14 protein-coding genes and 5 tRNA genes are annotated in these 12,218 nt (G+C 42.3%); 6 read left to right on the forward strand and 13 right to left on the reverse strand.

All coding sequences use genetic code 11. From position 1 onward, the window contains the following. The first annotated feature begins 100 nt into the window (after window positions 1-100). Window positions 101-304, forward strand: a complete 204-nt coding sequence (locus NOM01_RS00180) for a YqzE family protein (RefSeq protein ID WP_255745361.1) — start codon at window positions 101-103, stop codon at window positions 302-304. A gap of 43 nt (window positions 305-347) precedes the next feature. Here NOM01_RS00180 and NOM01_RS00185 read toward each other — a convergent pair whose 3' ends face one another. The 3 genes from NOM01_RS00185 to NOM01_RS00195 all read right to left on the reverse strand — a co-directional run bounded on the left by NOM01_RS00185 (window position 348) and on the right by NOM01_RS00195 (window position 2,850). Next, entirely contained in the window at window positions 348-1,070 is a 723-nt protein-coding gene (locus tag NOM01_RS00185; RefSeq protein ID WP_255745362.1) for a class I SAM-dependent methyltransferase, read from the reverse strand. A 136-nt stretch (window positions 1,071-1,206) separates the two neighbouring features. After that, window positions 1,207-1,839: an MBL fold metallo-hydrolase gene (locus tag NOM01_RS00190; RefSeq protein ID WP_255745363.1), complete on the reverse strand. Its 633-nt coding sequence runs from the start codon at window positions 1,837-1,839 to the stop codon at window positions 1,207-1,209. A 36-nt stretch (window positions 1,840-1,875) separates the two neighbouring features. Further along, the gene (locus NOM01_RS00195; protein ID WP_255745365.1) at window positions 1,876-2,850 is read right to left on the reverse strand and encodes an ROK family glucokinase; all 975 of its coding nucleotides are present in this window, start codon (window positions 2,848-2,850) and stop codon (window positions 1,876-1,878) included. A gap of 200 nt (window positions 2,851-3,050) precedes the next feature. Here NOM01_RS00195 and NOM01_RS00200 point away from each other — a divergent pair, with 200 nt between their 5' ends. After that, window positions 3,051-3,899 carry a hypothetical protein gene (locus tag NOM01_RS00200; protein WP_255745367.1) on the forward strand — a complete coding sequence of 283 codons (849 nt, stop codon included), beginning with the start codon at window positions 3,051-3,053 and terminating at the stop codon, window positions 3,897-3,899. 5 nt (window positions 3,900-3,904) lie between these two features. Here NOM01_RS00200 and NOM01_RS00205 read toward each other — a convergent pair whose 3' ends face one another. The 3 genes from NOM01_RS00205 to rpmG all read right to left on the reverse strand — a co-directional run bounded on the left by NOM01_RS00205 (window position 3,905) and on the right by rpmG (window position 4,996). Then, window positions 3,905-4,060, reverse strand: coding sequence for a hypothetical protein (locus NOM01_RS00205; protein WP_255745369.1), 156 nt, complete (start codon window positions 4,058-4,060; stop codon window positions 3,905-3,907). A 55-nt stretch (window positions 4,061-4,115) separates the two neighbouring features. Continuing rightward, window positions 4,116-4,697: a 5-formyltetrahydrofolate cyclo-ligase gene (locus tag NOM01_RS00210; RefSeq protein WP_255745371.1), complete on the reverse strand. Its 582-nt coding sequence runs from the start codon at window positions 4,695-4,697 to the stop codon at window positions 4,116-4,118. Window positions 4,698-4,846: 149 nt separating this feature from the next. Further along, window positions 4,847-4,996, reverse strand: a complete 150-nt coding sequence (rpmG, locus tag NOM01_RS00215) for a 50S ribosomal protein L33 (protein ID WP_255745372.1) — start codon at window positions 4,994-4,996, stop codon at window positions 4,847-4,849. A gap of 292 nt (window positions 4,997-5,288) precedes the next feature. Between rpmG and NOM01_RS00220 the strand changes: the two genes are divergently transcribed. Next, window positions 5,289-5,495, forward strand: coding sequence for a hypothetical protein (locus tag NOM01_RS00220; RefSeq protein WP_253065607.1), 207 nt, complete (start codon window positions 5,289-5,291; stop codon window positions 5,493-5,495). Window positions 5,496-5,500: 5 nt separating this feature from the next. After that, the gene (locus NOM01_RS00225; protein WP_255745375.1) at window positions 5,501-6,040 is read left to right on the forward strand and encodes a hypothetical protein; all 540 of its coding nucleotides are present in this window, start codon (window positions 5,501-5,503) and stop codon (window positions 6,038-6,040) included. Between the two features lie 410 nt (window positions 6,041-6,450). Here NOM01_RS00225 and NOM01_RS00230 read toward each other — a convergent pair whose 3' ends face one another. The 7 genes from NOM01_RS00230 to NOM01_RS00260 form a co-directional block, all read right to left on the reverse strand. After that, window positions 6,451-8,520: a peptidoglycan D,D-transpeptidase FtsI family protein gene (locus NOM01_RS00230; protein WP_255745377.1), complete on the reverse strand. Its 2,070-nt coding sequence runs from the start codon at window positions 8,518-8,520 to the stop codon at window positions 6,451-6,453. A gap of 533 nt (window positions 8,521-9,053) precedes the next feature. After that, window positions 9,054-9,143 (reverse strand) — tRNA-Ser (locus NOM01_RS00235). An 8-nt stretch (window positions 9,144-9,151) separates the two neighbouring features. Further along, window positions 9,152-9,228: transfer RNA gene (locus NOM01_RS00240), tRNA-Ile, on the reverse strand. Between the two features lie 3 nt (window positions 9,229-9,231). Continuing rightward, window positions 9,232-9,304 (reverse strand) — tRNA-His (locus tag NOM01_RS00245). A 23-nt stretch (window positions 9,305-9,327) separates the two neighbouring features. After that, window positions 9,328-9,401, reverse strand: a tRNA-Met gene (locus NOM01_RS00250). Window position 9,402: 1 nt separating this feature from the next. Next, window positions 9,403-9,477: transfer RNA gene (locus NOM01_RS00255), tRNA-Asn, on the reverse strand. Window positions 9,478-9,647: 170 nt separating this feature from the next. Continuing rightward, a complete protein-coding gene (locus NOM01_RS00260; protein ID WP_255745379.1) occupies window positions 9,648-10,286 on the reverse strand; it encodes an NfeD family protein in 639 nt (212 codons plus the stop codon). A gap of 228 nt (window positions 10,287-10,514) precedes the next feature. Here NOM01_RS00260 and NOM01_RS00265 point away from each other — a divergent pair, with 228 nt between their 5' ends. Continuing rightward, the gene (locus NOM01_RS00265; RefSeq protein ID WP_255745380.1) at window positions 10,515-10,865 is read left to right on the forward strand and encodes a LysM peptidoglycan-binding domain-containing protein; all 351 of its coding nucleotides are present in this window, start codon (window positions 10,515-10,517) and stop codon (window positions 10,863-10,865) included. Between the two features lie 131 nt (window positions 10,866-10,996). After that, window positions 10,997-12,106, forward strand: coding sequence for a flavodoxin-dependent (E)-4-hydroxy-3-methylbut-2-enyl-diphosphate synthase (gene ispG, locus NOM01_RS00270; protein WP_370645884.1), 1,110 nt, complete (start codon window positions 10,997-10,999; stop codon window positions 12,104-12,106). The last annotated feature ends 112 nt before the right edge of the window (window positions 12,107-12,218 follow it).

The raw sequence follows: 12,218 nt of genomic DNA on the forward strand, positions 1-12,218 counted from the left end.
CTGCCTTCGAACGTCAAAAAGTAATTATGCTTGTCGATCATGAATCATCCGTTCTCTTTTTGGGCAAAATGAAACTAAAAAAGAGAAGGGGCAAGTGCTCATGAAATCCGAAGATTATGTTCGTTTTTTAACCGAGCAGTTTGTTCGCTATATGGAAACGCCTCGTGAAGAAAGAGAGAAGGCGCGCATGGAACACAAGGCGAAACGCCCGCCATTACGCAACCAGCTTTTCGGACAAATTCCCAATGCGATTGAGAGTTACACGGCGCAGATCAGCGAACACTTAAAAAAAAGAAAAAAATGACCCGGATACGTTTTGTTCGTATGCCGGGCATTTTCCGTTCTATTTAGTCACTTGGCTTGCTCATCGTGAATACGCGGTACGTAAGCACATCTTTAAATTTCTGCATCATTTGCATATGTTCAAGCCAAACTTCAATTGCTCCTTCATCAATGATGCTTGTCAAATTATAGGTTGGAAGTACGTCCCCTGAATGTGTTTTAATTTCATTGGCATGAAAGGATTTCAGGTTAATGAATCCTGCACTCTTCCAAATAGACAGCCACTCGTTTTCAGTCCGAACATCGCTCACACCGTATACAGATTCGATCAACCGTTTATCTTGCTCATTAGGCTGCTTCTCGACAGTCATTTCTATTGCAGCAAGCTGACCCTCAGGCTTCAATACTCGATAATATTCAGGCACTGAAAGCGATACATCGGTAAATGCTGTTACGGATTCTGACAATAAATAATCAAAATAGTTGGATTCAAACGGCAGTTGTTCAGCAGAGGCTAGAACAATTTTTGGAGCGGAAGTACTCACTGCCGCACGAGCCTTTGCGCGTTTCACCATACCCGGATGCAGATCAATACCTGTTACATCAGCATGCAATTTCTCGGCGATGAATACCGTGGTCGCACCGGTACCGCATCCTACATCAAGCAGGCTGCTATTCTTCCTTATTGACAGCTGCTCAATAATCGCTTCGGTCAGGCCATGACCTCCTGGATGTGCATTATCGACAGCCAATTTCGCAAGGAAATCAATATATCGATGGTTTGGCACACTACATACCTCCTTCGCTGCTTCTCATACTGCCTATCTTATGAAAAGCAATGGTTAGGTGCGCCTGCACTATGAAAGAAAAACAACGGCCCAGCCAATTATTATGGCTGAGTCGCTGTTTTTTGTATGTTTATATTTATGTCAAAAATGGATTGTTCTCCGCTTCGTCTTCGATTGTTGTCGATGGTCCGTGACCAGGACAGACTACAATTTCATCAGGCAGCGTCATGAGTTGCATTCGGAGGCTCGTCAGTAGTTGGTCATAATCTCCGCCATATTGATCTGTGCGCCCAATACTTCCTTTAAAAAGTGCATCACCGCAAAAAACAACTTGATCTTTTTCAAAATAAAAAGATACGCCACCAGGGGAATGACCCGGAGTATGCAGAACGGTGAATGAGAACGGACCAATGATTATTTTTTGATGATCCGTCAGCAAATGATCCGCCTTACGTGCCGTAATTGAACCAGTCACAGGAAAATAAGCGGATCCATTCTTTTTCGGATCTTGCAGCCAATCCGCTTCATTCTCATGAACGGAAACAGAGAGGTTCCAATGATCCCGTACATCATCCAGCGCGCCAATATGATCAAAATGTGCATGCGTCAGTAGAATGGCAATAGGATGCAACTGTTCTCGTCCAATGATGGACTTAATCTTCTCAAATTCTCCTCCAGGATCTATGATCAAACATTCTCTTGTTGTCTGATCAAACACCAAATAACAATTTGCTTGAATCGGACCAACGGGACATACAATCCATTTCATAGAAACCGACCTTTCCATTCAGTTAACGCAGATCATTTAGTTTATGGCGTTCTGCTTAATTTTCTGAATGCAGAGCCAAGCTGCACCGATTACACCTGCATCATTGCCTAATTTTGCAAGGTTGATCGTGCAAGCGTCAAACACTCGCGGCAATGAAAAGCGCTTAAAATATTTAGTCAGCGGATCAATAAGTGTATCCCCTGCATGTGACACTCCGCCACCAATAACAATTTTTTCCGGATTAATGGTCACTGCAATCGATCCAAGGGCAAATCCGAGGTAATAAGCTGCTTTTTCGGCGACCGTTGAGGAGAGTGGATCCTTCTTTGCGGCACAGTTAAAGACATCCTCAGCAGTAATGTCTCCTTTACTTTCAAAAATATCGCGAAGAATACTCACTGAGTCATTATAGTCAAGAGCGTCTAAAGCCAGTCTTCGAATGCCAGTCGCCGAAGATACTGTTTCAAGACAGCCTGTTTTCCCGCAGTTGCATGATGCGCCATCAGTTGGCATAACCGTGATATGTCCGATTTCACCCGCCATGCCGCTCACACCGTGCAGAATCTCACCATCACAGATAATGCCCCCGCCAACGCCTGTACCCAGTGTCACACAAATCAGGTTTTTAGCGCCTTGTCCAGCGCCGAGCCACATTTCTCCAAGTGCTGCCATGTTTGCGTCGTTATCAATCACAACCGGCAGTCCTATTGACTGCTCCAGCTCTTCTTTAAGCGGATAATCCTTCCAGCCTATATTAACAGCTTGATAAATAAAACCAGTGTCCATATTGATAAAGCCTGGAGCACCAATTCCAACGCCTCTAACTGTTGAACGTTCTAAATTAAATTGCTGCATTTTTTTAAGAACGCTTTCACTAATGTCGGAAGCAATGTGTCTCCCATTATCAATCGTATTCGTAGCGATTGCCCATTTGTCGATCATTTTCCCATGATCATCAATCAGAGCCATTTTTATTGTTGTACCGCCTAAATCCACACCAATATTAATCATATAAACGCACCGCCTATCAGAATAAATTCATCTTTTCATTTTCTCGCAAAAATCGATGTTTGCCAATATGTAACTTGTTAAGATTTATAGAAAAATAGTACTTGCTGAATCCAATCAACGAAATCAGTCCTGTCTTGGTCATGAAACGGACAAGTTTTGAATAGAGTAGACTATAGGTCTTGTCCGGAGGTTGTCTGATTATGCGCCCTAAAAAAGTACAAATCCTTACCCTGCTTATCACGGCAGCTGCTGTATTTTCATTGCTTGTTTTTCCATTTCTGCTTCTAGATCGTCCAACCATTACTTATTTCCCTGATAATCCGCGCATCAGCTTTGTAACAGCAGCGACGCATCTGGAATTTATTCCCGAGAATCAGCTTTTACGTATGCGAACTGCATCTGAAACGAAAGAACGCAACGATCTAATGCAGGATTTTTCTTTATTGTATCGTAATAATCAATTGGTTGCCATCGTAAACCGCTGGCAAAAAAATGTGCGGCAATTGTCTTCTTCCAAAGAATTGGACATGCTGCCGGGATTTTATGTTGGACTAACTGTTCACCAAGCCGAACAGCACATTGATCAATCGATTTTCGGTAAGGAACAGCTCTCCCAAGATTATCTCATGGCCATTAAAACAAATGGATCATTCCATCTTTATCGCGAACCGAGAACGCCGGAGGAAGCGAATCGACTTAGTAAGTATACACGTGAACTTGGCGTAAGTAGAGAGCAAATGCTTCGTCGTGCGGCCGCACAGTATGGCTTTCAAGTATCCGATTATCGAGTTATCCCTTTGGACGCATTAACCGGCGATTCGCTCACACATATTTTCCCTTTTGGAAAGGAAAAAGCTGAACGAATCACCGGTCAATTATGGGAAGGCCTTTATAAAAATTATGTACGCGGCATTCAACTTACTCAAACGCAGGCTGAATCCCCGCTCGGGAGTACGATGCCGCTTTTATTAGTTGCGCAAGATCATATGCTGATTATATTTGAAACAGCAAATCAGCAAATCATGCTACTGAAACAAAATTTTTCTTGATCTCATCATTCAGATTCGTGCTGTTTCTGAATATGCTTAAAGAAAAGAAGATGTCCGGCAGCCAACAGGGCGAACTCAAACAAAATTTGCCTTCGCTTCATAAGAAATAAGGCTGTGAATGCCCATAGAATAGTCTCGATGATCACATTTCTTTTTGCCACACTAAGCACCCCGCTCTCAACTTACTCTGCTTAGTGTGGCTTATGAGCTTGGCTTTCATTCCGTTTCTTTGCTCGTATCATAAATATTCTTCTCGGTGATCATCCAATCCACACGCTGATCATGTGGTTCAATCGGTATGTCACCAATCATTTGACTTTCAAGTAATAAGGATACCGTGACCCCCTCATAGTCAGAGAGAAGCCGATCATAATAACCTCCGCCATAGCCGATTCGATACCCTTGATGATTAAACACAATCCCAGGCACAATAAGTAAATCAAGTGAGTCCTGAGTAATTGCCTCTGTTTTTGATGTATTCGGTTCCATTAAACCGAAAAAACCGGATTCCAGCTGGCTGAAGGTTTGCAGTTCATAAAACGACAAAGTGCGGTTGTTCGGATTACATTTTGGGACAGCGATACGTTTTGCTTCAGTCCAGGCCTTTGTAATAATTGCCATCGTTTCTATTTCTCGGCCAATCGATAAGGTTACCCCAATCGTCCCTGCTCCATGCCACAACGATGTTGCAAACAAACGATTTCTGATCTTCTTACATTTTTCCGTAAATACATATTCATCTATTCTATCCATCTCATGGAGTATTCGGTTGCGTACTGCTTTTTTTTGTTTGTTCATTCTGTCCTCCATAGTTGAGATCTGATGAATTTAGAGCGATTGTTCAAAGACTGCGTTTCTCAAGTACAAATGGGACAATTCAAGTCGTCCATACAAAAAGCCGCAAAAAACCCATAAGAGGTCCTTCACGGCTCTTTATTCAATCCATCTTACTTTGTTTCGCGATAAGTCACATATCTTCTCAGTTTTGGGCTGTACTTTTTCAGCTCAAGACGTTCTGGGTTCTTTTGTTTGTTCTTCGACGTGATGTAATCGCGATCACCGGTTTCGGTATTTTCCAAAATAACCTTAACTCGCATATTTATCCCTCCATTGCACTAAAAATCATCGTGTACAAAAACATACACTTTATCTTAACAAAAAATATTAAATGCTTCAACCTTTTATAAACGCATGTTCCCTTTTATTTTTAAATTGTTTATAGCCGTTCTTCTCAGTTTCCCCCAATTTTTACTATTTATTTTACAATCTTCTTTCTTTTTCGCCATAATTCTTCCGTAACCATAGGAGATGTGTTATAAATAACTATGGTGATTGTCATGTGATCGTTACATCGCATGAACCTCAGACAATGGTGAGGGGGGTAATGAATTGGGGTTTGTCATCTTGATACTCATGATTGTTGGGTTGACCGCGCTTGCTGTTTCTTACTATAAGCAGGACAGTATTAAACAGGTAGAAGGTCAGCTTGAAGAAAATTCCATAACAATGATGCAAGAACTGTACAAGGTAAAGAAAAAAATTCGTGTGCTCGAAGAGGAAATCATGCTCGGGGACCAAGATCATTCTAAAGGGTGAACGCATTGACAAAAAATGAAATACGCGGTTTTGCCGCCGGCATCTTGCTGACATGCGCCGTTTTTGCTTTCTTCTATTACCTGATTTTCAATCAGGGAGAGCAGAAACCGGTAAAGAACGTAGCAAAGCAAACGCCGTTGACAGAAGCAACCGTAACTCAATATCTTGCCAGCCATCACCGTAAAGCGATTGATCTTGATGCCTACAATCAATGGCTGAGTGATACCCAGAAAGCTACGGAGCAAGCAAGCAAAGAAAAACCGAAGACGGACAGTGACAGCAGCAAGAAAAGCAGCGATAACTCTTCATCAAAGGCTAAGAAAACAACGTATAAGCTTCAAATTAAAAGTGGCATGACTCCTGGAGATATTTCAAGTGAGCTCGTTCGTGCGAAGATTCTTAAGTCGAATCAAAAACAGAATTTTGACTCCTATCTCCATAAAAATAAGCTTGAAAAATATGTACAGCTTGGCTCTTTCAGCGTTTCAAGCGATATGTCCATACAAAAGCTCGCTCAAGTAATTACGAAGAACCATAGCAATTAATTGAATAGACATTGCAAGGCAGGTTGATCAATAAATGATCAACCTGCCTTTTTGCGTACATATAGGAAGTGTCACAATTTCAAAAGTTGTACCAGAACATCACAACAGTTAACCAAAACAAATAAGAAGAACCGGGCAAAAAGCGCCCGGTCCTTAAATCATGCCGGATTTTGACTACGCTCCGGTTGCTCGCATCAACTGAGCGCGACCGCGGGCAGTCCGGGAGCCTCCTCAAGCAAACTAATACCTGCGGGGTCTCCCCTGGCCTGCGATCAACAGAGCCGCTCCGCAGGAGTCTCGCACCTGCGCGTTTGGCTCACAACCTTTGGCTTTGGCGAAAATCATATACTTTCTTTCCTTGTAAAAAGAAACCGCTTTGCTGTTACTGCAGCGAAGCGGTCCTTCTATTTTTATTTACTTGTGTAATGATAATACTTGTCATATTCCTTATACATCTCAAGAGCAATTTCCTGGTTTTGATGACCTGTTCGTACCTTTGGCACAACAACCGAAATTGCGACTTGCGGATCATCATACGGTGCGTACGAAACTAAGGTTTCGTTATAGAGACTTTTATCATTTTCATTAATCTGAGCCGTACCGGTTTTTGCCGCGACTTTATACTTTTGTCCTTGTGTATAAAAAACACTACCTGTCCCACCGGTTCCGTGAGTAACAAGATATAATCCATGTTGAACACGAGCTAAGTCATGTTTATTATTACCGATCGTATTTAGCACGTTTGGTGTAAAGCTGTACACTGTATTGCCAAGCTTATCAGGATCGCTGCCCGGTTCATGAACCGATTCAAGCAAATGCGGCTGCATCCGATAGCCGCCATTGGCAATGGTCGAAATATATTGAGCCATTTCAATCGGTGTGTACGTATCATACTGACCGATCGCAAACTGATGAATCAGCCCTGAGTTATCCGGCATTCCGCCATTATATCCGGTGCCTTCGGTTGGCAGATCGACTCCGGTTTTAACGCCCATTCCAAATTGACTGTATCCATTTCTCAAATCATTTATTGCTTTTACAAACTTTGAACTATACGGCGAAGGAAATCTCGCATTATAATGTCCTCCTGCCGAGGTTAAAGAAATACCTGCCATATTCGAAACAATTGCTGCCATAAATATGTTCGATGAGTGCTGCAGCGCCGTTTCCGGAGTCTGCATCCCCAGTCCGCCTTGTTCCCATGAAGAAAAGGAATGATTGCCGCTTCCTGGATAGTCAATCTGCATGTCGTAAAAATGTTCCGGAACGGCGTGATGCTGAAAGCCAATGAGTTCAGTTGCCCCTTTGACCGCGGATCCCATTTCAAATTGTGAGGTAATCGCATCACTTGAAACATCTTCAAACTTACCGTTCACATATTTCTTCCCGCCGATTGCTAAAATTGCGCCGGTCTTCGGATTCATCATCACGGCATAGGCACTGTTGTTCTGACTATTTCCAGCCATTGATCGGGCTTCTGATATTTTCTGTTCCAATACTTGATCGAGCTTATTTTGCAGCCTTATATCAATGGTCAGCTGTAAGTCATCACCACGCTGGCCTTCCTTAACCGTAGGATTCCCGACCGGAAGCCCTTTTTCAGTCTTATAAGTCAGCGTCATCGGAACGCCACGCAAATAATTTTCATATTGGTTTTCAAGATAGCTGATACCAACATCCGTGTTACGGCTGTATCCTTGAGCCAAATAACCGGTAATCTTATCCTCAGGTATCGGCCCCATCTTGCCGACGTAGAACGGTTTGTCTTTGACATACGTTCTTGAGGAAACATCAGCGGTCTGAATCGTTCCATTAAAATCGTTCAGGTGATCCACTACATCGATATATTCCTTATCAGCAACATTCAAGCCTCTTTTAATAATGTAAGGATTCAAATTTGATGCTTGATTAAATTCATGCTGGATCGCCATAATTTGAACGTCTTTTTTAGAATAGCCCTTTAGTTCGGACTTTGGGACTTTGGATAGAAGCAGCTTGTACAATTGACCTTGCTTCTTTGCATATTTTTTCTGTTCTGCAGGCGTCAAGTATTTATTATACGCATCACTTAACTTCTTGAATTTGGTAAGGATATAATACTCGCGCTTATCCCTCGTTGAAATGCGGGAAATCGCTTTTCCATCCAAAGTTAAATAGTTGGAAAGCTTTCGAGCAAGTTTCAACCCCTTTTCCGCACTGATTCCGGCATTGCGTATATACACAACCGCCAGTTCAGCTTTATTATCCGCGAGCGTCACCCCGTTCGTATCAAAAATCTTTCCTCGTGCCGATTCAATTCGTGCCGATTGCGTATTGTTATCTTTTGCAAGTGCTTTGTAATAATCTCCTCTGACAATTTGAATGTAGCCAAGTCGGAGAATTAATCCGGCAAACGCCACAAACACGACAAGAAAGAGTATATTCAGCCTCATTGGCAAATTGTGCTTTGTTCCTTTATTTTTCACTGTTTCCTTAGCCACTTCTTCCCCTCCTTGGCGGCAAGTCCCAAGTACATCATCTCTTTTTGATGTGTCATGTACCAGCCATATGTATTCGTTACTCATTCCTATTTTTAGAACACGAAACTAAGATCATTCGGAAAAAAACACAGTGATTTCTGTTCATCAATAAAAATCCAATGTTTCAATAGTTCATGGCAAACCTATGTTTTATTTTAAAGTCGCACCGAAAGCCTGTCAAAGAAATATCGCCTGTATTCTGACGTGAAATCGTATTATTTACGTATTTACCATCTTCAAGGTGAATAGAAACTGAGACCTGTCCACCAGACATGAAAACATGATCACGATACCGCATTCCCTATAACCATTTAGCTGAACGTGTTCAATGATATGACGGTTGACTTTTATCATGATAAAAAAATGCAAAATTTGCGCAAAATGATTTGATTTTCTTTGCTTTTCTTTGACAATCGGAAAATAATAAAACACCCGGAAGTGCCTTTAAATGGCTACTTCCAGGTGTTTGCAGGATAATACTTATGTATAACCAACGGAGGAAGAGGGATTCGAACCCCCGCGAGCCGTGAAGCCCCTGTCGGTTTTCAAGACCGATCCCTTCAGCCAAACTTGGGTATTCCTCCATGTTAAGTGGTGGACCCTGTAGGACTCGAACCTACAACCGGACGGTTATGAGCCGTCAGCTCTAACCAATTGAGCTAAGGGTCCACGGGCGGTTAGTGGGGATCGAACCCACGCATGCCGGAACCACAATCCGGTGTGTTAACCACTTCACCATAACCGCCATTGTGAAGTGAGGTAAAAAAATAGCGGCGGGGGGGATCGAACCCTCGACCTCACGGGTATGAACCGTACGCTCTAGCCAGCTGAGCTACACCGCCATGGCTCCACAGGTAGGATTCGAACCTACGACCGATCGGTTAACAGCCGATTGCTCTACCACTGAGCTACTGTGGAACAAAATCAGAACAAGAATTAATTTATCACAAGCGCTGAAGCTTGTCAATAAAATCTTTTAATCATTAATGCCTGTCCCAACGACAAGAAATAATATACCATAATTGGTTGTAAATGACAACATCTTTTTTTATAAAAAATCCATACTGTTCAATCACGCTCATAATGCCTTAGCTCTCCCTGTCAACCTGATCAATAAATATACGTGTTCCATCAACAGAGATCACCTTAACGGCAATATCCTTCTCCAAAAAGATACCATCAGTAATTGCACTATAATTTTTTCCATCAATTTTCACCGTGCCAACCGGGTGGAAAGGAGTCATTGTCTTCCCTTCCTTACCAATCAGTTCGTGATAATCACTGTTTATGGAATTATAGCCTTTATCGCTGGAAAGCTTGTCATGCAGCATCAATTTGCCTAAATAATCGCGTTGAGGCAATATTTTTCGAAAGAAAAGCGAGCCGCAGGATCCAATAACAAAGGCAATTCCAACCAGCATGCCATAAAGAAGCGATGGGGTCGGAAGCGCACATCCAAGCACCATGAGTATAAAACCAAATATACCTATGATTCCGGTTGTAAACAACTTGCCGTCAATGATAATGAGGAGCAGACCGCCTACGAGCAATAAAAAGATCCAAGGCGATGCTTGATCCGTAAGAAAATGTAAAAAATAGAAAATAAAAAGTCCGCTACCGGTCAGTGCAAGCAGCCCTTTTGCCTTGACAAGCAATTCTGCGAATAAAAAGCACGCAGCAAGCAAAATGACAATAAACCCTCCCGCTGGGTATGTGAGCAGTTCCATTGCGTTCCTCCTCTTTTATAGAAACAAACCATTTTTCTCTCTTATCTATGTTATGCACATATGTCTTTTTCTTCTATTATCAATTAAACCATACACCATGATTGAGGAAAAGGTTTTAAAAAAAATGTTGGATTTATTTCAAAAAACAAGCATATTAAACAGCAGCCCGGCATATAGATGTTAATAACGCCTTCTTTGGCGTAAATACGTTTTGAACGGAGCAAAAAAGTGATAAAAAAAAGATTCTTCACCATCCTGTTTATTATGATGTGTTGGACAAGCTATGCAGATCTGAGCTCGGGCTCTCTTCCTGCAGGGCAAGCAGCAGCTGAGCCGGCAAAGCCCGCGGCATCTGAGAAAGCAGCGATTGCCTATCAAAGAGTCACTGTTGCTCCCGGAGATACATTGCTCTCAATTACTGAGCGAATCAATGAAAATCAGCAATCAATAGAAAAAGTGCTGAAAGATTTCGCTGTACTTAACCCCTCTGTTGATCCCAACCATCTTCAGATCGGAAAAACTTATGCTTTTCCTAGTTATGACCAGACAGATGATTCATCGGCAGCATCAACTCCTTAATGAATGGGAATCAGTTGTGTAAAGTCTTTCATACGGGTATTATTTCAGGCAAACCGAGCAGATTCATGGTATACTGACCATACTGAAAGATTCACAAATCATTCACTTATTTATAAAGGAGCGAATCGCTCGTGTCTGAAATTACACATCGTACGAAAACGAGAAAAGTTAAGGTTGGCAACCTGACCATTGGCGGATCCAACGAAGTCATTATACAGAGTATGACGACAACGAAAACAAGAGATGTTGCGGCAACGGTCGCACAAATTCACCGTTTGGAAGATGCCGGCTGCCAAATGGTTCGCGTTGCATGTCCAAACATGGAAGATGCACTCGCAATTCCGGAAATAAAAAAACAGATTCATATCCCGCTTGTTGTGGACATTCATTTTAACTATAGATTGGCATTAAAAGCGATCGAAGGCGGCGCGGATAAGATCCGGATCAATCCGGGCAATATCGGCAAACAAGAAAATGTTGAAGCCGTTGTACGTGCAGCAAAAGAGAAGCATATTCCGATCCGTATCGGTGTGAATGCCGGTTCGCTTGAGAAACATATTTTGGATAAGTACGGCTACCCTACCGCGGACGGAATGGTTGAGAGTGCCCTTCATCATATCAAAATCCTTGAGGATCTTGATTTTCACGATATTATTGTTTCCCTTAAGGCATCGAACATTGATCTGGCAGTTCAAGCCTACGAAAAAGCAGCGCGTACATTTGATTACCCGCTTCATTTAGGTATTACCGAATCAGGTACATTATTTTCTGGGACAATCAAAAGTGCGGCAGGACTCGGTATCTTGCTGAACAAAGGGATTGGCAATACGATGCGTATTTCCCTTTCCGCGGATCCCGTAGAGGAAATTAAGGTATGCCGTGAATTATTGAAGACATTCGGGCTGACTAATGCTGCCACGTTAATCTCCTGCCCGACATGCGGACGAATTCAAATCGACTTAATCAAAATCGCAAATCAGGTGGAACAGTATATTTCTAAGATTAATGCTCCAATCAAAGTTTCTGTACTCGGATGCGCAGTCAACGGTCCGGGCGAAGCGCGTGAAGCCGATATCGGCATCGCCGGCGGTAAAGGTGAAGGCCTTTTATTCCGCCATGGCGAAGTGATTCGGAAGGTTCCTGAGGATCGCATGGTCGAAGAATTGAAAATTGAAATTGATAAACTGGCAGAAGAGTATTTTGCAAAAAAGAAAGCTGAGCAAGAAGAGGTCAATATTTAAGTCAAAATTAACTTGTTGCTAGTAAAAAGCCCGTCAGAACTGTTAAAAGCAGCTTTGACGGGCTTTTCATTACAAGAAAAAAGTATACAATTTTCTGACGAATAAAAAGTTA

It is taken from the genome of Sporolactobacillus sp. STSJ-5 (assembly GCF_024385605.1).
Classification (GTDB): domain Bacteria; phylum Bacillota; class Bacilli; order Bacillales; family Sporolactobacillaceae; genus Sporolactobacillus.